Raw genomic sequence first — 20,829 nt, 5'->3', positions numbered from 1 at the left:
ACCGTTTTGGTACCCCTACTTTTATTAAACTACTTCTTCAACTATTTTCTCACACAGCTCAGTAGTTTTTATAGCTTTAAATTTAAGTATAACTTTAAATAAATCCCCATCAATATCAAGGTCAAGGCTACCATCTTGCATATCAACTAAATTACTAGCAATAGAAAGTCCTAGTCCACTTCCATTAGTAGTTCTTGAAACATCACCACGAACAAATCTTTCGAGAAGTTCTTCGGGAGAAATATTTAATTTATGATTTGAAATGTTTTTCATCGTAATAACTGCAAATCCATCTTGTATAAAAGCATCAATATAAACCCGAGTACCTCTTAAAGAATATTTAGTTATATTAGATATAAGGTTAGAGAAAACTCTAAACATTCTTTTACCATCTATATTAGTAAAGATAGGTTCATTTGGAGCATTTATTACAAAATCCAATCTAGCATGTTCTATTTTATCATCAAGTTCAACTACACTTTGAATAAGCAATTCTTTTATATCGGTTTTTTCAAGATTTATTTCTATATCACCACTACTTATTTTAGAAGCTTCAAAAATATCTTCTACTAAGTTTTTAAGTCTATAAGCTTTTTTATCAAGTATATTTATATAGTCCTTGGTAGTTTTATCATCAAGTTCATTATTTTTTAAGATATCTATATAACTTACTATAGAAGTAAGTGGAGTTTTTAAGTCATGACTAACATTAGTTATAAGTTCTGTTTTCATTCTTTCATTTTTAAGCTGAGTTTCAAGTGCTTTATCAAGTCCATCGCTAATGTTATTAATACTATTTGCAATAGATGATAGTTCATCATTTCCAATAATATCTAATTCACACTTTAAATCTCCATTTTCTATACTTTTTATATTACGTTCTAGATACTCAACATATTCAATTCTATCATTGATAAGCTTATAAACATATGAAAAGCATATACAACTTACAATGCAAGTAAGTATGGAATAAATAAGAACAGTAACAATAGAACAATAATATGTATAAAGTAATAAAAATGTTAATACAAATTGAACACAAATAGCAAAGATAAATATTTTGCTTAATTTTATACTTAATATATTTTTATTAAATTTATTTAAATAGTTTTTTATAAGTGACAACGTAAGAATCCTATTTTTAAATGGAATTTCAGAAGCTATTAATCCATTAAAAGTAAAATATAATGCCCATAAAATTATAATGTTACAATTAACTAGTTCGGTATCATAAAACTCTGGAGTCATTCTCCAAGTGCTATATCTTGATAAAATTAAGAAGCTTATTAAGAATATAATAATTTCTATTGGAGCTTTAGACATTAAAGAAATAAAATAATCTAAAATTATATTTTTAGCTTTTCTATTGAAAAGATAAATAACTAAGAAAATTAACGAAGCAGTTAAAGTTATAATTGCTATATCCTTTTGGAATTCTAAAAGGTAAGTTTTAGGATGTTTATAAACCGGACCAAATAAATAATATTTAGGTATGAACTCGGTAGTTGATTCACCTAAAAAGTTAAACATAATATTAAAACAAACTTCAAATAAGACAGACAAAGAGAAAAATAGCGCAAATAAAGATAATAACTTTAAAACAGAATTATTAATAAATAATTTCTTCAATTTTGTAGCCAATTCCCCACACCACCTTTAAATACTTTGGTTCTTTTGAATTAATTTCTATCTTTTCCCTAATCCTTCTTATATGAACAGCAACAGTCTTTTCACAGTGATAAGCAACTTCTTCCCAAACATTTTCGTAAATATCTTTAGAAGAAAAGACCGTTCCCTTATTTTCAAGTAAAAACTCTAAAATCTTAAACTCAATAGGAGTTACCTTAACACTTTCACCATCTAAAGTAACAACCTTTGTATCTTTATTTAAACAAAGACCACCACTAACTAATAAAGAATTGTTAATACAATCATCGATACTCCTATTATTCAAATTAATAAATCTTCTAAGCTGAGATTTAACACGAGCTATAAGTTCTAGTGGGTTAAAAGGTTTAGTAACATAATCATCAGCACCCATATTAAGCCCTAAAATTTTATCCATATCAGCATCCTTAGCAGATAAAAGTATTATAGGAATATTATTATTTTCTCTTATCTTAAGGGTTGCTTTAAGTCCATCCATATTAGGCATCATAACATCCATTATAACCAAATCTATATTAGTATCTAGTAACTTTTCTATAGCTTCCAATCCATCATAAGCCTTTAAAACATTAAACCCCTCTGGCTTTAAATAAAACTCTATAGCATCAACTATTTCTCTATCATCATCAACTATTAATATATTTTCACCCAAATAAATCACTCCTTCAAAAGTATTATAGCATACCAAAAATTACAATTAATGGATAAAACCAATTTTAATTATTAAGATTTTATTACGAAAGTATGTAATTATTAAGACTTTATTACGAAGTTTGTACAATGAAACTAATTTCCTGTTTTTGTAAAAAAATTAAGCTAGAATGATGTTGTGAGTAAAGCAGTGCTTTAAAAAAGAAAGGGGAAGTAAAATGCGAAAAAAAGTAAATCTAGGTGCTAGGTACATGAAAGCCTACAAAGCAAGGTCTTTTGCAATTATATTAAGCATGATTTTATCTGTAGGGATGATAGTGGGAGTATTAACTTTAACAAAAACACAAAACATGAATGAACTTCAAACTATGAAATACAACACTGGAATATATCATACAACATTTAAAGATTTAAATGATAAGCAATTAAAAATATTAGAAGAATCTAATAATGTAGAAAATGTAGGTGCTTTTAATTTTCATGGAGTTACCACAGATAAAGAAAAACAAACTGTAGCAATACTAAATTGCAATGAAGATTATATAATATCAAACTCAAAGCTTGAAAAGGGAAGTTTTCCAAAAGCTAAAAATGAAATAGTAGTTGAAGAGTGGGTTTTAAAAAATCTTGGGTTAAAACCAGAAATAAATCAAACTATAAAACTTAATATAGAAGACATAAACAAAAATGTTAAAGATGAAGAATTTAAACTGGTAGGTATTATAAAAGACAGACCTACAGAAAAGAAATTGGGTAAGATGCAAATGTATTTACCTCTAAAAGATAAAAGTGAACACTTAGAAATTGGAGTAGCTTTTAACGAGAAAATAGATATACAACAATACTCTTTAGAACTAGCTAAAAAAGCTAATGTAAATGAAGAAAATGTGAGTGTTTCAGAGGACTTGGTATCAATAGCATATTCTGCAAATAATGTTAGCTCAGACACAATAATAGGTGCAGTAGTTATAAGCTTAATATGTGGAGTAGTTATATATAGTATTTTTAATATATCTATGTACAAAAGATTTAAGGAATATGGAATCTTAAGAGCAATAGGAGCTAGAAACTTTAAAGTATTTAAACTTATCTTAAATGAATTAATGACACTTGCAATTATAGGAATACCTATAGGTATATTAGGAGGACTAGGAGCTTCTTTAATAGCTTATAAAAAAACAAGCAAGTTACAAACTAATATAGTTTTAGATGGGAAATTAATGAGTTCACATATGGTGTATCCAATAGTTGAAATATTAGTAGCACTACTATTTATGTTTTTAATATTACTTTTGATAGCATTTTTTACATATAGAAAAATAAATAAACTATCAATAATAGATGCTATAAAAGGAAATAGGAAAGAAGATGATTTAAAAAGAAATAGAGTGAGTGTTAAAACTTTAAGTAAGTATATGAAAACTTATAAAGCTATTTCTTTTAAGAATATATTAAGAAATAAAAAGAGATTTTTAATGATAGTACTATCCATGAGTATTTGTGGAATTTTATTTATAAATTCTAATTACCGTTCACATCTATCTCAATCAGATGATTTTGTAAGTGATAGAGCCATGTGTAATAATTCTGATATGAGGATTGATGTATATGGAACTGGAAACCAAAGAGATGGATTGACTAAAAAAGATATAAAACAAATTGAAAATATAGATGGAGTAAAAGAAGTTGTAAAATCTCAAATAATGAATGGAAGAATGGTTATTAATAAGGGAGATATAATCAATGAAGATTATTTTGACTCTATAAATAACTCAATTAGAGGAAAAAAACTTTTTAAAGGATATCTTGTAAAAGATAAGATAAACAATGAATTAATATTAAAACAAAATTTAAGAGGCTATGATGAAAAAGCTTTAAAAGAATTAAATAATTACTTGGTTGAAGGAAAAATAGATATTAACAAAATGAAAAAAGAAAACTTGGCTATAGTTTATGTTCCAAGAGTTGTAGAAGAAAATTATGATGGAGTACCATATTACAACAAAGTTGATAATGGAAAATCAGTTGCAAATATAAAGGTAGGAGATACTGTAAAAGTTAAGTTTAGAGAAGATGGTAACGTACCTATAGAATTTTATACATTAGAAGATGTAAATGCTAAATACATAGAAAAAGAATTTAAAGTAGGAGCTGTAGTTAGCTATCCATTTATGGCAGAGGACATATACACAAGTGATAATTGTATAGATGTAATAGTAAGTGATGATACTTTTTCTAAAGCAACAGATAGCGATGTTTATAGAGCTGTAAATATTAATTTAGAAGAAGGTGCAAATGATAAAAAAGTTTACGATGAAATACTAAAAACTACTATAAAAGTAAATGGAGCAATGGCTAGAAATATAGTAGAAGAAAAACGAAACTCAGATGCAATGTATGAAAAATCTAGAATATACAACGCAGCAATGGTATTAGTATTATTTGTAATAGCTATTGTAAATGTAGTAAACAATATCAGTCAAAGTATATTAGATAGAACTAATGAATTTGGAATGTTAAGAGCAGTAGGTCTTAATAACAAAGATTTTAGAAAGATGATAATCTTTGAAGGGCTTATGTATACCTTGATATCTAGTTTAATTATTATAGTAGTATCTTTAATACTTAATAAAATGGCTTATGACTCATTTAATGTAGCAAAATATGGAATAGAATTTAGTATAAGATATATAGATTTTATAATAATCATAGGATTAAATGCTTTAGTTGGAGTATTTACAACATACTTCCCAGCTAAAAAACTAGAAAAAATAAGTGTAGTTGAAATGATGAATATAACTGAATAAAAATTGGAGGAGTAACTATGAATATACTAGAAACTATAGATTTATCGAAAACTTATGGAAGTAAAGAAAGCAAAGTAAAGGCTTTAACTGATATAAATATAAACATAGAAAAAGGAGAGTTTGTTGCAATAATAGGCCCTAGTGGTAGTGGTAAAAGTACTTTACTACATTTATTAGGAGGACTTGAAAGATTAAGTGACGGAAGTATAAAAGTAAATGGAAAAGATATAAGTAAGTTAAAAGACAAAGAACTTGCAGAGTATAGAAGAAAAGAAGTAGGATTTGTGTTTCAACAATACAATCTAATACCAGTTTTAAATGTAGAAGAAAATATAGAACTTCCTCTTATGTTAGGAAATGATGATATAGATGAAAATTATATAAATGAACTTATAGAAATACTAGGTCTTAAAGAAAGAAAAACTCATTTACCAAGTCAATTATCAGGAGGACAACAACAAAGGGTAGCCATAGGAAGAGCCTTAGCTACAAAACCTAGTATAATACTTGCAGATGAACCTACAGGTAACTTAGACAGCAAAACTACAGAAGAAGTAATGGAGCTACTTAAAAAGTCTATAAAGAAGTTTAATCAAACTTTGATAGTTATAACACACGACACTGATATAGCACAAAAAGCAGATAGAATAATAAACATAGTTGATGGAAAAATAGCTATGTAAAAATTAGTAACCCTCTACTGATTACTATTTAAGTAGAGGGTTATTTTATCTTTATACAAATTTTAAGTAAATAATTATCATATCCTTGAACAGCTAAATCATCTAAAATAACTTCTTCATAAAAGTTACTATCTATTAAAAGGTTGTTTTCTTCAATATATTTAAGTATTTTATTGTAAGTTATATCAGTATCGTAATAGCTACCTTTATGATATCCAACTACATAATTACCACTAGGTTTTACACAATTAGAAAACTCAGTATCTGATTCATAAAGTTTTGTATAAATATATGCATATGTAGAATAGTTTTTATTTTTTATAATATCAAAATCTAAAACGCCACCTACAAAATAAGCTGAATTAATTCCCTTACTAAGACAATTACGAGTATGTTTAGTAAAAGCTTCATAGATTTTTTTATCACTAGAACTATCTAAAACCTCGGTTATAATTAACTTTTCTTCGGATAAATGCTTTACAGTTATATTTTCACTATAATCGGATAAACATTTTTTAGTATTATCTATTTTTTTATCTATAAAAGTTTTAATCTTATTTAACTTATCAAGCTTTTCTATAACAGATTCACGTTCTTTTTCTAAAAGTGAAATAAGTTCTTTTGGACTTCTTTTATCCAAATAATTTTTAATTTCCTTTAAGGGCATACCAATATCCTTTAACATATTTATAGCCCCAAACACTTCAAGTTGCTGGTATGAATAATATCTATAGTTGTTTTCATCTATTATTTCAGGAGAAAATATACCAATGCTGTCATAATGATAAAGGGTTTGTTTACCAACATTACAAAGTTTAGCAAACTCTCCTGTAGTAAAATATATTTGCGAATTTATATCCATAATTTGAAAAATCACCTCTTGACTATATGGTTACCATATACCTTATTTTATAATAGGATATCATATTATTTTTAGGAGGAATACATGGAAAATTCAATAGCAAAAAGTTTTACATTTTCATCGCTTATAAAATTTACAATGCCATCTGTAGTTATGCTAATATTTTTGGCTTTATATACTATAGTAGATGGTGTTTTTATATCTAGATTTGTAAGTACAGATGCTTTATCTGCATTTAACATAATATATCCATTTATAAATGTGGTAATAGCTATCGGAGTAATGTTAGCAACAGGAAGTAGTGCCGTTATAGCAAAGAAGTTAGGTGAAGGTAAAGAAAGAGAAGCAAAAGAAAATTTCACATTAATAATGTTAGTTGGATTAGCATTAGGAATTATTATTACTGTTATAGGTTTTGTATTTTGCAAGCAAATAATAAGAGTATTAGGTTCAACAAAAGAGTTAGATAAATATTGTATAGATTATTTTTATGTAGCATTAATATTTATGCCAACATATATAACAAATTTATTGTTTCAATATTTAACAATAACTTCAGGAAAACCAAATATAGGTTTAATATTTACGGTAATTGGTGGACTTACAAATATAATACTAGATTATGTATTTATAGTACCTATGGGAATGGGTATATCAGGTGCAGCACTTGCAACAGGTATTGGAAATTTCATTCCAACTGCATTAGGTACAATTTACTTCTTTAGAAAAAAGGCAATTTTATATTTTGTAAAACCTAAACTAGATATGAAAATGATAATGCAAACTTGTGCCAATGGATCATCGGAAATGGTAACAAACCTTTCAAGTGGTGTAACTACAATGTTATTTAATATAGTAATTATGAAATACTTAGGATCAGATGGAGTAGCAGCAATAAGTATTGTATTATACGGACAATTTTTAATAACTTCTGTATATATAGGTTTCTCATCTGGAGTAGCACCTATAATTAGTTATAATTATGGAAGTGAAAATAAAAAGGAATTAAAAAAAGTAACTAGATATAGTGCAAGATTTATATTAATAAGCTCGGTAATTTTACTTATAATAGCCCTTACAACAGCTACTTATATAGTTTCGGTATTTACCCCAAAAGGTACAAATGTTTATGAAATAGGGTATAATGGATTTAGGATATTTTCTATAAGTTTTTTAGTAAGTGGAGTAAATATATTTGCATCAGCCATGTTTACTGCATTTTCAAATGGAAAAGTATCTGCAACTATTTCTTTCTTAAGAACATTTTTATTTATAGTAGCAGGGATACTTATATTACCAAAGCTTATAGGTATAAATGGAATATGGTTAGCAGTTCCAGTAGCAGAATTATTAACTATTATAATTTCACTAATTTATATAAATAAATATAAGGGTATCTATGGATATGGGAAAGAAAAAAGTGAGTCCTATAAAGATTTAAAGGAGTTTTAATTATGAAAAGAAAAATACAAGAACCAAAGATAAACAAAGACTTAGAAGAAGCTTATGATGTAATTGATGAGATTTATGAAGAAGAATACTTGGAAAATAAGTTGGTACAAAATACTACTATATCTGGAGTTTATGAAGTTAGACTTAGTTTAAATTCTTGTATATTTAAAAATGTAACATTTGAAAGTTGTGATTTAAGAAAGATAGATATAACTGATGTTATATTTGAAAATTGCAATATATCTAATATAAATTTTGCTGATAGTGGAATTTATAGAGCTAAGTTTATAAACTGTAAGTTAACAGGAACAAGATTTGAAGATTCTATATTAAAGGATGTTATTTTTAAAGATAGTCTAGGTAGATATTCAAACTTTTCATTCTCAAAGTTTAAGGGAGTAGCATTTGAAGAATGTGATTTCCAAAGTGCAGTTTTCCAAGAGGTTGATAATCACAAACTAGAACTAAGTGATACAAATTTAAGTAGTGCTGTACTTAGTGGAACTTCATTAAAAGGATGTGATTTTACAACTTGCAATATAGAAGGTTGTGAGTTCAAATTACAAGACCTAAAAGGTGGAACTTTCTCTGTAGCACAAACACTAGAACTGGCAAAACTTATGGGAATAATAATAAAATAGATAAAAAAGCTATTTATAAAAGATATGAATTTTTATAAATAGCTTTTTATTTTGTATAAATTTTACATAAATACTAACAATACCTATATAATGTAAATTTGAAAGGGTGATAGGTATATGGGTAGAGAAGTAATAATACTTAATTGGATATATATAGTTATAATGTTACTATTAGCTTTAATAATTCTTATAATGAGTAAAAATCCTAAAAGAGTTCCAAAAATAAATTATTATATAGTATTTTTCGTACCTATATGGTCTGCTATTTGCTACATATTTTTTAATATACAACAAAATTCAAATATCATAGATGAACAATTACTTTTTATTGTTAGGTATATAGATAGGTTAATAATAATACCTCTTTTATTAACATCTCTTTGTTTTACGGCTATGTATTATTCAAAAAAAGATAAATCTTTAATATCTAAAATTATATTGGTTAATATTATAATGATAACTTCTGGGTTATTAGGTGATTTATCTATAGGGGTTTATAGTTATATATGGTTTATTATAAGTGTAATAGCTTTTTTAACTACAATATGGTTAATATGGGGACCTATTGAAGATATAGCTAGTACACAAGGGGCTACAATTTATGTATTATATAAAAAGCTATCACTATATATCACTGTGATTTGGTTAATATATCTTGTAATATGGATATTAGGACCAGTTGGGCTTGAATTTATTGATAAAACTATAGATATCTATGTGTTTATGCTAATTAATATTATTTCAAGAGGTGGTTTAATACTAATAAATTTAGTAGAACTTAGAAAACTATCGAGTGATAACATAATACCATAAAAATTATTATGTATAATAAATAATGTAAAAATAAAGAAAAATGTCGAATTTAAAATTATATTTTAAATTAAAAATAAAGAATAAATTTAAAGTGTCATAAAATAAATTTTTTACAAAAAATATTAATTTTAGTATAGATTTTAAGAAAAAAGTGTAGTATGATGTATACATAGACAACAAGATTAGACAAAAAGATAAACAGACGACAATAGGAAATGACATAATTTTTAAAATATAGACATAGGCGAATCATTTCCCGATGATTCCTTATAACCTTTAGATAAAATACTATCCCCCCATAAAATAGTATTTTAAACCTAATACCCACCCATTTAAAAAGACTGTACGGAAACAGTCTTTTTTTTTATCCATTTTAATAGTATAGTTATATCTAAGGAGTACCGAAACGGTACTCCTTGAAAAATATTATAAGGGTAGGAATAAGAATGAAAATTTTAATAGATGCAGATGGATGTCCAGTTGTAGATATAACTATAAAAGTAGCGAAAAAGTTTGGCTTAAAGACTATAATAATGTGTGATACATCACATATCTTCAATAAAGCTGGAGTTGAAACTATAGTACTTCCAAAAGGAGCTGATTCAGTAGATTTTGCACTAGTTAATAAGGTGGAAAAAAATGATGTAGTCGTAACACAAGATTATGGTTTAGCTGCTATGGTTTTATCAAAAGGGGGACAACCTATAAATCAAAATGGAAGAATCTATACAAATGAAAATATAGATGAGTTATTATTTACAAGACATGTAGCAAAGAAAGCAAGAAGCGCAGGAAAGAAGATGAAAGGTCCTAAAAAAAGACAAAAAGAAGACGATATAAACTTTGAAAAGAGTTTAATAAATTTAATAAATATGAAAAAAGAGAATTAAACTTCGATAAATACGAAGCTTAATTCTCTTTTTCAAATTCCATATCCCATGCGAAATATCCATTTTCTTTTTTACTATATTTTAAAATAGCATCAAACTTAGAACCATTTTTACTAGTTAGACCTTTAACCTTGGCAGAACCATTTTTTAATATACTCTTAACCATAGTCTTATTAGGCTTTTTCTTTAATGCTAAAAGAAATTTATCAGTATTCCAAATACCAAATTTACATTCCTTATAATTAGTGCAAATATATCCTTTAGAACATTCAACTACATCATTACCACAAACTGGGCATTTACCTAAACTATCTTGCTTAGCACCATCATTTGAAAAAGTACCCTTAGCATATCTTTTAGTTTTAGGGTTATAACTATAAACTTCTGTACTAATATTTTTATTGCTATCATTTTTTATAGTTTGAACACCATTTACTATAAAATTCATTATATTAGTTAAATACTCACTTCTAGTATATTCACCTCTTTGAATATCACTTAAACTTTTTTCAAGTTTACCAGTATAATCAACATCAAGTAAGTCTTTTAAAGGGAATATCTCAACTAAGTTTTTACCTAAATCAGTTATATAATAAGATTTACCTTTTTTATTAACATATCCAACTTCAGCAATCTTTTTAAGAACCTCAGCACGAGTTGCAGAAGTACCTATAGAATAACCTGATAATACAGCACTATCTTCATCTGAAACATTTTTACCACAGTTTTTCATAGCTTTAAGTAATGTATCTTCAGTATAAGATTTAGGGGGAGTAGTTTGCTTAGTTAATATGTCCATTTTAACAACATCAACAACCTCATCTTTATTTACAAGAGGTAATAAATCATTTTTTTCCTCTTTATTATAAACTTCTAAATATCCCTTAACTTTAAGCACTTTACCTTTAGTTAAAAACTTATGCTCATTGACAAATGTATGAATTTCAGTGTTTTCATATTGTGCTGGAGGCATAAAGTTAGCTATAAATCTGTCTTTAATAGCAGTATATACAATCTCCTCATCAGGAGTTAATTTATTTGGAATTATATAAGTAGGCATTATGGCACTATGGCTGTCTACTTTTGAAGAGTCAAAAACTCTTTTGCTTTTGCTAAATTTAATCTTATCTTCATAAGGAAGTCCTGCTTTAAGTTTCTCTAAAGTTTGAGATGCCTTACCAGCTAAACTTTCTTCAAGATAAATAGAATCTGTTCTTGGATAAGTTATGTATCCACCTTTACCTTTACCTTCATATAAAGACTGACATACTTTTAAAACTTTATCAGAAGTAAAGCTAGAATATTTAGATGTTATATATCCTTGAAGAGAAGTTAAACTGAATAACTTAGGAGCATATTCCTTAGAAGTTGTAACCTTCTTTTCTTTTACAACACCAGTTTCAGAAGTTATACTATCTATTACTTTGTTAGCATCTTCTATAGTATCAAACTTAGATTCTTTTCCTTTTATATATTTACCTTTATAGCTACCATTTTCGCATTTGAAATTTCCTTCTATCTCATAATAAGTTTTAGGAATGAAGTTTGCTATTTCCATATCTCTATCGTAAACTAATTTTACAGTAGGAAGTATAACTCTACCTATATTTAAAAGTTTTCCATTACCATATTTTAAAGTAGTCATAGATGTAAAATTAATTCCTATTAACCAGTCAGTTACTAATCTAGTGTATCCTGCAGCTTGTAGGTTTCTCATTTGTTCATCAGTTTTTAAATTTGCTAGACCTCTTTTTATATCTTCAGGAGTCCACTCATTTACTAGTATTCTTTTTATTGGCTTTTTATTTTTAGCCGTTAAAAAAATTAAAAAAGCTATCAGCTCTCCTTCTCGGTCGTTATCTGTAGCATTTATTATTTCATCAACATCATCTCTATGAATAAGTGATTTTACTATATTAAATTGCTTTGTTTTAGAACCATCAACCTTAAATCTAAATTTATCAGGTATAAAAGGAAAGTTTTCACTTTTCCAAGAACCTGCATAAGCCTTGTCGTAATCTTTTACATCATATAAGGAAACTAAATGACCAACGGCATAAGTTACTATATAATTATTTCCTTCAAAATATCCATCACCTCTAGTTTTAGCTCCTAAAAATGATGCTATTGTTTTTGCAACAGAGGGTTTTTCTGCTAATATCAGTTTCATACTTAAACCTCCTTAATAAAACCTAATAAATATATTATCATATAAAAATAATATCATACAAATAAAACTATACAATTTATAAACTAGAAATGAAAATTAACTTTAAGATGGAGTGAAAATTTTGGAATTATTATGGAATGTATGGCAATACCTGTATATGTATAGACAATAGATTACAAATTTGTAATAATATTTATAGTATAAATTAACAAATAGACTACATAATGGAGTTTTAAGCATAGGGAGAGGAGTCAAACAATACATATGAATTTGAAAAGAAAGAGTGTTATAGCTGGATTAATTTCAGCTGCGATAATAATGCCATCAGCAACTGGTATATCATTTGCAAATGGGGAAAATAATACGAGTGAGCAAGCTAAAACTGTTGATTATAGAACTATAACTGGAAATTCAGTTAACTTTAGAAAAGGTCCAGGAACAAATCATGCTTCTATAGGGAAGTTAAATAAAGGATATAAAGTAGAATATTTAGAATCTGTTGGTTCATGGGTTAAGGTCAAGTACAATGGAACAGAAGGATTTGTATATGGAGACTATGTATCGAATTCATCGCAAGGTGGAGGTAACACAGATACAAGTGTTAAAGAAAATAAGCAAGTAACAGGAAGTAAAGTAAACTTTAGAACAGGGCCAGGAACAAATTACTCAATAATAACTTCACTAGGAAGAGGAACAAAAGTAGGAGTAATATCAGAAAGTAACGGATGGTCAAAGATAAGCTACAATGGAAAAGTAGGATATATGTCATCAAAATACCTAGGAACAGTAAATTCAGGTGGTGGAGATACAGGAGAAGTAGATACAGATACAACTGTTAAAGAAAATAAACAAGTAACAGGAAGTAGAGTCAACTTTAGAAAAGGACCAGGAACAAATTACTCAATAATAACTTCATTAGGAAGAGGAACAACAGTAGGAGTAATATCAGAAAGTAACGGATGGTCAAAGATAAGCTACAATGGAAACATAGGATATATGTCATCAAGCTACCTAGGAACAGTAAACTCAGGTGGAGGAGATACAGGAGAAGTAGATACAGATACAACTGTTAAAGAAAACAAACAAGTAACAGGAAGTAGAGTTAACTTTAGAAAAGGACCAGGAACAAATTATTCTATAATAACTTCACTAGGAAGAGGAACAACAGTAGGAGTAATATCAGAAAGTAATGGATGGTCGAAGGTAAGCTACAATGGAAACATAGGATATATGTCATCAAACTACCTAGGGACAGTAAATTCAGGTGGTGGAGATGTAAGCCAAGGAGCAGATGCTGTTATATCATTAGGAATGCAACAATTAGGAAAGCCATATGTATGGGGAGCAGAAGGTCCTAATAGCTTTGACTGTTCAGGATTTACTCAATATGTATTCAAAAATGCAGCAGGTATAAATTTACCTAGAGTATCTAGAGAGCAAGCTAGATTTGGAACTGCTATAAGTAGAAGTAATCTTCAAAAAGGAGATTTAATATTCTTTGATACAGACCACAATGGATCAGTTAACCATGTTGGTATATATATGGGGAATAATGAGTTTATACATGCTTCATCAGGAGCTAAAAAAGTTGTTATATCTCAATTAAATAGTTTTTACAGTTCTGCATACACAAATGCAAGAAGAGTATTATAAAAAAATAAAAAGCGTAAGCTTTTTATTTTTTTATATAAAACGTATAAATATCACAATAATATGAAAATACTAATAAGGTCATTATAATCAGATTACTAATTATAAGGAGCGTAGTCATGTGCTTAATAACTGATTTTTATCAATTTAAGTATAGTAGAGATAATTACTATATAGAATTTTATATGAATAGAGATGCTATAAAAAATATTGAATATGCTTTAGATGAAAGGCTTAGTAACTATGTAAACAATAGAGAGTCGGAATGTGCATATATGAGATTAAAAGAAATGTTTCAAATTGCTAGGTTATCAGGAAATTCACCATATGCTGAAATCAGAATGAATAAGTGTTATATAATCTATATATCTAATCTACAATTGTATTTTAGAGGGCAATATCAAGTTTTAGATACATTATATAAGTATTTGCAGACATACATGACTCAAGAGTATGAAACTTTAAAAGTATTTAACGTATTAGATGAAGACACTAAAATAAGAGTCTTATCTATAATTTAGCAAAAAACTCAAGTAGCTTCTAAATAAATTTATTTAGAAGCTACTTGAGTTTTTTGTTACTATATTTAATTAAAAAGTTTTTTTGTTTTCTTGGAATTCATATACATCCATCAAAGCTTCTCCAAATCTTTGATAGTGAACTATTTCTCTTTCACCTAAAAATCTAAGTGCATTTTTTATATCAACATCATCAGTTAAGTTTGTAAGTTGATAATAAGTTGCTAAAGCTTTTTGCTCAGCAGCCATGTTTTCATGAAGGTTTGTAACAGGATTTCCCATAACTGCTATTGGAGCAGCTGAAAATGGAACTCCATTAGCATCTGATGGATATATTCCATATCCGTTTTGAGCATAGTTAGCACCAAGCCCTGCTTTTCGAAGTTCTTCTGGAGTAGCATCCTGCGTAAGTTGATAAACCATAGTAGCTATCATCTCAACATGAGCTAATTCCTCTGTACCTATGTCTGTTAAAAGAGCTTTAGATTTGCCTGTAGGCATAGTAAATCTTTGAGATAAGTATCTTATAGCAGCACCTAACTCTCCATTAGGTCCCCCGAATTGAGTTATAAGAAATTTTGCCATTTGTAAATCTTTAGACTTAAGATTTACAGGGTGTTGTAATGTTTTTTGATATATCCACATAATTATTCTCCTCCTTATTTATCTTTCATAAAATTCATTTTCCCAAGGCCATGGGTCTTCTACCCATTGAAAGGGAGCTTTAGTTGGAGAATATCCAAAATTATTTAAAGGACCATATTTTTTCTCATAATCTATTCTAGCTTTTGCAAGATCAGAACAAAGCTTATTATAAGTAGCTAGAGCTTTTTCATCTTCAGTATGAGTATCTAAATATAAGTTCATATCTAAACAAGCAAAAACAAGTTCTTCTATATCAGTTAGCATTTCAGATCTTGTAAGCATTATCTTTTACCTCCACTTAATCTTTTTTTACTTCTATATAAATCTTTATTATACATAGTAGAATCCCATAAATTTAATTCAGGAAATATTGTTCCATACTCTAATGCTTTTGATAAGTTGTACATTTTATTAAAAGTTTGATCGTTTACATAGGGTCTGGCTAAAGAATCCCCACAGTTTTTCTTTACATCTCTATTATTCATCTAAACTCCTCCAGTCTTAATTAATTTATAAATGATATAGATAATAATAGTTATATGAGCACTATCTAATAGCATAATATGCATGTACTTATAAATAGTTACAGCGAATTTATTAAATTAAAAAATAAAAACTGATTAAAATAATAAAAATAAAAGGATTTGTGGTAAATAACTGGATATAAGGTATGAATATCTTGAATTGACATTAGTCTTTGTGATAAAATAAGTTGCATGTTCACAAAAAAATGAGGTGATTTAATGAGCGAATTAGCAGGAAAAGGCTGTGAAATTATAGTTCCTTTTGATGAAAGACAGCCACTTAAAGATATCGAGAGAAGTATTGTAAAAAGATATAGAAAGAACTTATGGTCTAAATTTATAAAAGCTATAAAAAACTATAACTTAGTAGAAGATGGAGATAAAATTGCTGTAGCTATATCTGGAGGTAAAGATAGTTTGCTTATGGCTAAAATGTTCCAAGAATTAAAAAGACATAGTCAAGTAAACTTTGAAGTAGAGTTTATTGCTATGGACCCGGGATATCATAAAGATATAAGACAATTATTAGTAGATAACTGTGAATACTTAGATATACCTATACATTTATTTGATTCGAGAATATTTGAAATAGCAGATGAAATAGCTAAGGATTATCCATGCTATATGTGTGCAAGAATGAGAAGAGGAGCATTATATTCTAAAGCCGAAGAATTAGGATGTAATAAGCTAGCACTTGGACATCATTATGATGATGTTATAGAAACTACAATGTTAAATTTACTATGTGCTGGTAACTTCAAAACTATGCTTCCAAAACTAAAATCTACTAACTTCGATGGAATACAAATAATAAGACCGTTATATTATATAAGAGAAGAACATATAGTAAGATTTATACAAAATAGTGGTATATGGCCACTTAACTGTGCATGTATGGTAGCTGCTAAAAAGACTGGAAACAAGAGATACGAAATAAAAGACCTTATAAAGAGTTTAGGTGATAATTTCAAAGATGTTGAAAAGTCTATATTTAAGGCTGCTGAAAATGTAAATATGGATTCGGTACTAGGATGGCAACAAGATGGGCAAAAACATTCATTCCTAGAGAGATTCGAGTAGGATGTACTTTGTACATCCTTTTTTACGATTAAAAGGGAATTACACTTAATGAATATTCGCACATGTGGTGGCTCAAGCGAAGCCACTTTTTAATTGATATTAACAATGATGTATTATAAAATGGTACTATAGAAATTTGAAAAGAGGTAAAATAGATATGTTTATAGCTTTTAGAAAGGATGAAGGGGATGAAGCGAATATATGTAGATTTTGAGATGAACATGTCAAATTCTAAATATGGAAGAGATATAAATAACGCTGACATTATTGCTATTGGTGCTGTTAAATATGATACATTAACAAAGCGTACGTCAAACTTTAAATCATTAATAAAGCCAGTTAGCGATATAGATATATATCCACATATAGAAGAGCTTACAAAAATATCTAATGAAGATATAAAAAAAGCTCCAACTTATGAAGAAGTAATGAGAGAATTTAAAAAATGGTTAGGGAATTTTTCTGACATAGAGGGAATATATACTTTTGGAAATTTAGATTTAACATGTTTTAATAACACTGATAGAAGGAGTGCTCAGAAAAATAACCACCCAAGGTTTGTAAGCAATATAAAAGATTTGTTTATAGATATAAAAAAACTGTACTTAAATGAAGGAATTAGATGCATAAATTATGTATCTTTAAAAAACTTACTAGAATGTTCTAATATTGAATTTGATGGAAATGCACATGATCCTTTAGCAGATGCGTATAATCTTTTAATTTTAGATAAAACCTTATCATCTAATAGAGATATTAGAGAGTTATTAGTTATAAAAGATATAGTAAAAAATCCTTTCGTTGAAATAAATCCAAACTTAGAAAGTGTATTTGAAGAATATAAAAATAGTGTACATGATAAAGGTAAAGATATAAAATTAGATGAAATATCATTAGAAGTATTAAAAACTTTTAAATTATATATACAATCGGCAATAGATATAGATATTCATAATATTGAAGAAATAAAAGATCTAGAAAAAAAATTAATGAGTTTTAACAATCTTATAGATATAAAAGATGGTTACTTTTATTTATTAGAAAATGCATATTTAGATATGTTAGATTTAGTAGAAGATATATCCTTTTATAAGTTAAATTTAGAACAATATAAATCGGAATTATTAAAAATAATAGCATTATTTGAAGAAGATTTAACATATGAAAATTTAGAATTAGACAAAATACTACAAGCCAGTTATTAAGCGTATTTGAGCTATAACTGGCTCATCTTATTTTGACAAAAAAATATCATTAAGAAATGTAAATATTTAGAAAATTGTTGCCAAATAGCAAGAAAAAGGACTATAATATACTAAAGAAAACGTTTTTCATCTACAGATGAGACAGAGGGGGCTTTAAAATGGAAGTTTTAAAAGGAACATTAGTATTATTAATGGTGCTAACCGCATTTTCGCTGTTTAGCTACAAGGCACCACATGGAATGAGAGCAATGGGAGCATTAGCAAATGCAGCATGTGCTACATTTCTAGTAGAAGCAATACAATTTTCACTTTTAGGAAACACATTAGGAATACCATTTCTTGCAGAGCTAGGAGAAATTAGTGGTGGACTTGGAGGTCTTGCAGCCGCTACACTAGTAATGTCTGCCTTAGGCGTTTCGCCAGTATATTCAATGTTACTAGGAATAACATGTTCAGGTTTTGGTATATTACCAGGATTTATAGCAGGATATTTAATGTCATTTGTAGTTAAATATTTAGAAGAAAAAGTACCACCAGGAATTGATTTATTAGTTATGGTAGTTATAATGGCACCTTTAACAAGATATATCGGAGCTTTATTAGAACCGGTAGTAAATGGAACATTATGGACTGTAGGAGATATAATAGCAGGTTCTACAGATGCTAGTCCAATTGTAATGGGAATAATAATAGGTGGATTCTTCACATTAATATCAACATCTCCATTAAGCTCTATGGCACTAACTGCAATGTTAGGATTAACAGGAGTACCTATGGCAATCGCATCATTACCAATATCAGCAACATCATGGTCAAACTTTATATTATTTAAAAAGTTAAAATTTGGAGATACAAGAGATACTATAGCAGTAGTAATAGAGCCATTAACTCAAGCTGATATAATATCGGCGAATCCAATACCTATATATATAACAAATTTTATAAGTGGGGCACTTGGAGGAGTTGTAGTTTCAATGATGGGACTTATAAATAATGCACCAGGAACAGCAGCACCATCAGCAGCACTTCCAGTTATGTTTGCATTTAACCCAGCAGGAAAAGTAATAATGGCAATGGCTATATGCTCAGTATTTAGTATAATTGTAGGGTTTGCAGGAAGTTACATATTTAGAAATCATAAAATAGTAACAGCAGCTGAAATAAGAGGATAAGTTATAATATAAAATTATAAAATAAGAATATATAGGCTATCTTAAAATGAAATAATTTTGAGATAGCCTTTTTTGAGCTTAAACAAATTCCTTTATTACATATCAAGTATTATAATGTCGTAAGGTTATATTCATTTTTTTGGACTTGCATATATACATTTATAGTATAAGAAATATGTAAGGGGGAATTTATATGGATACAAGTAAATCCTATTTTGAAACTGTAATTTTAATATTTATTTCAATATCTTCTATTTTTATACTATTAAAGGTAATGGCATTTATAATAAATTTTAAATTTAAAAAATCTAAAAAAATAGTAACTAAACATAAGTCAAATGCATTAAATTTAAGTATGAGGAGTGAAAAAAATAGCTTTAGAGAAAGTGAGGAGTTTGTCCAATATAATAGCTATAAAAATAACAAGAAGAAAGAAAAAAATGATAAATATGAGATTATTAAGTATGACAATGGAGATGTGTATAAAGGTGAATTGACAGATGGTAAACGTAGTGGGTTTGGTGTTTGTATATATGCAAATAAAGATAAATATGAAGGGCTATGGAAAGAAGATAACATGCATAGTATAGGGAAATATACATATGCAGATGGAACTATTTATAGTGGAGATTTTAGATTTGGAGAAATAGAAGGCGTAGGTATGTACACTTTGTTAAATAATGATATATATAAAGGTGAGTTCAAAAAAGGAAAGATAAATGGAAAAGGAACAATTTCATACAGCAATGGAGATAGATTTGTAGGAAACTTCAAAAATGGATTAAAAGAAGGTAAAGGACGATATATATGGGATAATGGAGATATGTATGAAGGTGAATATGTAGAAGGAAAGATAGAAGGAAAAGGAAAATATGTATATTCAAATGGAAGTAGATATATAGGTGAATTTAAAGGAAATGTATATAATGGTTATGGCGTATTAACATCAGAAAATGGAGATATATATGAAGGTGAATTTAAATATGGGTATAAAAAAGGAGATGGGTTATTAAAATATAGAAATGGAGATGTATATAAAGGAAGCTTTAAAGATGATTTATTTGAAGGAAAAGGAGCTTATACCTATAGAGATGGGGAATGCTATGATGGGGATTATGTTAATGGATTAAGAGACGGTATAGGAACACATACCTGTGAATATTTTAAATATATAGGAGAATTCAAAGATAATAATAAATACGGAATAGGTACTTATTATTTAATAGATGGAGCTAGGTTAGAAGTTGAAATAAAAGATAGTATAATAATTAATGGTAAATATATAAAAGAAGGAAGCGAAAATGATGAAATATTTGAAGTTAAAAATATAGATATTAATGATAATGAAGTGGATATAATTAAAAATATATATAAGTTTAATAAGTAGTTACAATAAAG

General features: G+C 27.6%; 19 protein-coding genes. 12 read left to right on the top strand and 7 right to left on the bottom strand.

Going from position 1 to position 20,829, the window contains the following annotated elements; all coding sequences use genetic code 11:
* Positions 1-24 precede the first annotated feature (24 nt).
* A complete protein-coding gene (locus ACEXNK_RS10980) occupies positions 25-1,641 on the bottom strand; it encodes a HAMP domain-containing sensor histidine kinase (RefSeq protein ID WP_373598584.1) in 1,617 nt (538 codons plus the stop codon).
* Complete coding sequence (locus ACEXNK_RS10975; RefSeq protein ID WP_373598583.1) at positions 1,610-2,320, bottom strand: response regulator transcription factor; 711 nt, start codon at positions 2,318-2,320, stop codon at positions 1,610-1,612. Before ACEXNK_RS10975 ends, ACEXNK_RS10980 begins: the two co-directional genes overlap by 32 nt.
* A 217-nt stretch (positions 2,321-2,537) precedes the next feature.
* Here ACEXNK_RS10975 and ACEXNK_RS10970 point away from each other — a divergent pair, with 217 nt between their 5' ends.
* Together ACEXNK_RS10970 and ACEXNK_RS10965 are read left to right on the top strand one after the other, a co-directional pair.
* Positions 2,538-5,126 (top strand): ABC transporter permease, encoded by a 2,589-nt coding sequence (locus ACEXNK_RS10970; RefSeq protein WP_373598582.1) that lies wholly within the window; start codon positions 2,538-2,540, stop codon positions 5,124-5,126.
* A gap of 17 nt (positions 5,127-5,143) precedes the next feature.
* Positions 5,144-5,809 (top strand): ABC transporter ATP-binding protein, encoded by a 666-nt coding sequence (locus ACEXNK_RS10965; RefSeq protein WP_373598581.1) that lies wholly within the window; start codon positions 5,144-5,146, stop codon positions 5,807-5,809.
* A gap of 40 nt (positions 5,810-5,849) precedes the next feature.
* On the opposite strand, the gene ACEXNK_RS10960 is transcribed toward ACEXNK_RS10965, so the two are convergent.
* A complete protein-coding gene (locus ACEXNK_RS10960; RefSeq protein WP_373598580.1) occupies positions 5,850-6,671 on the bottom strand; it encodes a MerR family transcriptional regulator in 822 nt (273 codons plus the stop codon).
* Between the two features lie 84 nt (positions 6,672-6,755).
* Between ACEXNK_RS10960 and ACEXNK_RS10955 the strand changes: the two genes are divergently transcribed.
* From ACEXNK_RS10955 to ACEXNK_RS10940, 4 genes are all read left to right on the top strand, one after another.
* Positions 6,756-8,123 carry an MATE family efflux transporter gene (locus ACEXNK_RS10955; protein ID WP_373598579.1) on the top strand — a complete coding sequence of 456 codons (1,368 nt, stop codon included), beginning with the start codon at positions 6,756-6,758 and terminating at the stop codon, positions 8,121-8,123.
* Positions 8,124-8,125: 2 nt separating this feature from the next.
* The gene (locus tag ACEXNK_RS10950; protein WP_373598578.1) at positions 8,126-8,764 is read left to right on the top strand and encodes a pentapeptide repeat-containing protein; all 639 of its coding nucleotides are present in this window, start codon (positions 8,126-8,128) and stop codon (positions 8,762-8,764) included.
* A gap of 117 nt (positions 8,765-8,881) precedes the next feature.
* Positions 8,882-9,577 carry a bacteriorhodopsin gene (locus tag ACEXNK_RS10945; protein ID WP_373598577.1) on the top strand — a complete coding sequence of 232 codons (696 nt, stop codon included), beginning with the start codon at positions 8,882-8,884 and terminating at the stop codon, positions 9,575-9,577.
* Positions 9,578-10,023: 446 nt separating this feature from the next.
* Complete coding sequence (locus ACEXNK_RS10940) at positions 10,024-10,467, top strand: YaiI/YqxD family protein (RefSeq protein WP_373601603.1); 444 nt, start codon at positions 10,024-10,026, stop codon at positions 10,465-10,467.
* Between the two features lie 19 nt (positions 10,468-10,486).
* Here ACEXNK_RS10940 and ACEXNK_RS10935 read toward each other — a convergent pair whose 3' ends face one another.
* Complete coding sequence (locus tag ACEXNK_RS10935) at positions 10,487-12,637, bottom strand: type IA DNA topoisomerase (RefSeq protein ID WP_373598575.1); 2,151 nt, start codon at positions 12,635-12,637, stop codon at positions 10,487-10,489.
* A gap of 264 nt (positions 12,638-12,901) precedes the next feature.
* Here ACEXNK_RS10935 and ACEXNK_RS10930 point away from each other — a divergent pair, with 264 nt between their 5' ends.
* Both ACEXNK_RS10930 and ACEXNK_RS10925 read left to right on the top strand, forming a co-directional pair.
* Positions 12,902-14,290 (top strand): SH3 domain-containing protein, encoded by a 1,389-nt coding sequence (locus tag ACEXNK_RS10930; RefSeq protein WP_373598574.1) that lies wholly within the window; start codon positions 12,902-12,904, stop codon positions 14,288-14,290.
* A gap of 116 nt (positions 14,291-14,406) precedes the next feature.
* Complete coding sequence (locus tag ACEXNK_RS10925) at positions 14,407-14,808, top strand: hypothetical protein (protein WP_373598573.1); 402 nt, start codon at positions 14,407-14,409, stop codon at positions 14,806-14,808.
* 69 nt (positions 14,809-14,877) lie between these two features.
* On the opposite strand, the gene ACEXNK_RS10920 is transcribed toward ACEXNK_RS10925, so the two are convergent.
* From ACEXNK_RS10920 to ACEXNK_RS10910, 3 genes are read right to left on the bottom strand one after another with little or no spacing between them, the layout of a single operon-like run.
* The gene (locus ACEXNK_RS10920; protein WP_373598572.1) at positions 14,878-15,450 is read right to left on the bottom strand and encodes a manganese catalase family protein; all 573 of its coding nucleotides are present in this window, start codon (positions 15,448-15,450) and stop codon (positions 14,878-14,880) included.
* Between the two features lie 18 nt (positions 15,451-15,468).
* Positions 15,469-15,732: a spore coat protein CotJB gene (locus ACEXNK_RS10915; protein WP_373598571.1), complete on the bottom strand. Its 264-nt coding sequence runs from the start codon at positions 15,730-15,732 to the stop codon at positions 15,469-15,471.
* Positions 15,732-15,935: a spore coat associated protein CotJA gene (locus ACEXNK_RS10910; RefSeq protein WP_373598570.1), complete on the bottom strand. Its 204-nt coding sequence runs from the start codon at positions 15,933-15,935 to the stop codon at positions 15,732-15,734. Before ACEXNK_RS10910 ends, ACEXNK_RS10915 begins: the two co-directional genes overlap by 1 nt.
* 258 nt (positions 15,936-16,193) lie before the next feature.
* Here ACEXNK_RS10910 and ACEXNK_RS10905 point away from each other — a divergent pair, with 258 nt between their 5' ends.
* The 4 genes from ACEXNK_RS10905 to ACEXNK_RS10890 all read left to right on the top strand — a co-directional run bounded on the left by ACEXNK_RS10905 (position 16,194) and on the right by ACEXNK_RS10890 (position 20,818).
* Positions 16,194-17,054: a tRNA 2-thiocytidine biosynthesis TtcA family protein gene (locus ACEXNK_RS10905; protein ID WP_373598569.1), complete on the top strand. Its 861-nt coding sequence runs from the start codon at positions 16,194-16,196 to the stop codon at positions 17,052-17,054.
* 188 nt (positions 17,055-17,242) lie between these two features.
* Positions 17,243-18,259, top strand: coding sequence for an exonuclease domain-containing protein (locus ACEXNK_RS10900; protein ID WP_373598568.1), 1,017 nt, complete (start codon positions 17,243-17,245; stop codon positions 18,257-18,259).
* A 158-nt stretch (positions 18,260-18,417) separates the two neighbouring features.
* Complete coding sequence (locus ACEXNK_RS10895) at positions 18,418-19,431, top strand: PTS sugar transporter subunit IIC (protein WP_373598567.1); 1,014 nt, start codon at positions 18,418-18,420, stop codon at positions 19,429-19,431.
* A 193-nt stretch (positions 19,432-19,624) separates the two neighbouring features.
* Entirely contained in the window at positions 19,625-20,818 is a 1,194-nt protein-coding gene (locus tag ACEXNK_RS10890) for an MORN repeat-containing protein (RefSeq protein ID WP_373598566.1), read from the top strand.
* The last annotated feature ends 11 nt before the right edge of the window (positions 20,819-20,829 follow it).

The sequence above is a fragment of the Paraclostridium bifermentans genome (assembly GCF_964259345.1).
GTDB lineage: Bacteria > Bacillota > Clostridia > Peptostreptococcales > Peptostreptococcaceae > Paraclostridium > Paraclostridium bifermentans_B.
This window is presented reverse-complemented; position numbering and strand designations above follow the sequence as displayed.

Coding starts and splice junctions, on each gene's coding strand:
- ACEXNK_RS10970 (WP_373598582.1), top strand. CDS start 2,538: ATGCGAAAAAAAGTAAATCTAGGTGCTAGGTACATGAAAGCCTACAAA.
- ACEXNK_RS10930 (WP_373598574.1), top strand. CDS start 12,902: ATGAATTTGAAAAGAAAGAGTGTTATAGCTGGATTAATTTCAGCTGCG.
- ACEXNK_RS10910 (WP_373598570.1), bottom strand. CDS start 15,935: ATGAATAATAGAGATGTAAAGAAAAACTGTGGGGATTCTTTAGCCAGA.
- ACEXNK_RS10900 (WP_373598568.1), top strand. CDS start 17,243: ATGAAGCGAATATATGTAGATTTTGAGATGAACATGTCAAATTCTAAA.
- ACEXNK_RS10905 (WP_373598569.1), top strand. CDS start 16,194: ATGAGCGAATTAGCAGGAAAAGGCTGTGAAATTATAGTTCCTTTTGAT.
- ACEXNK_RS10945 (WP_373598577.1), top strand. CDS start 8,882: ATGGGTAGAGAAGTAATAATACTTAATTGGATATATATAGTTATAATG.
- ACEXNK_RS10925 (WP_373598573.1), top strand. CDS start 14,407: ATGTGCTTAATAACTGATTTTTATCAATTTAAGTATAGTAGAGATAAT.
- ACEXNK_RS10935 (WP_373598575.1), bottom strand. CDS start 12,637: ATGAAACTGATATTAGCAGAAAAACCCTCTGTTGCAAAAACAATAGCA.
- ACEXNK_RS10895 (WP_373598567.1), top strand. CDS start 18,418: ATGGAAGTTTTAAAAGGAACATTAGTATTATTAATGGTGCTAACCGCA.
- ACEXNK_RS10960 (WP_373598580.1), bottom strand. CDS start 6,671: ATGGATATAAATTCGCAAATATATTTTACTACAGGAGAGTTTGCTAAA.
- ACEXNK_RS10890 (WP_373598566.1), top strand. CDS start 19,625: ATGGATACAAGTAAATCCTATTTTGAAACTGTAATTTTAATATTTATT.
- ACEXNK_RS10965 (WP_373598581.1), top strand. CDS start 5,144: ATGAATATACTAGAAACTATAGATTTATCGAAAACTTATGGAAGTAAA.
- ACEXNK_RS10955 (WP_373598579.1), top strand. CDS start 6,756: ATGGAAAATTCAATAGCAAAAAGTTTTACATTTTCATCGCTTATAAAA.
- ACEXNK_RS10920 (WP_373598572.1), bottom strand. CDS start 15,450: ATGTGGATATATCAAAAAACATTACAACACCCTGTAAATCTTAAGTCT.
- ACEXNK_RS10940 (WP_373601603.1), top strand. CDS start 10,024: ATGAAAATTTTAATAGATGCAGATGGATGTCCAGTTGTAGATATAACT.
- ACEXNK_RS10950 (WP_373598578.1), top strand. CDS start 8,126: ATGAAAAGAAAAATACAAGAACCAAAGATAAACAAAGACTTAGAAGAA.
- ACEXNK_RS10915 (WP_373598571.1), bottom strand. CDS start 15,732: ATGCTTACAAGATCTGAAATGCTAACTGATATAGAAGAACTTGTTTTT.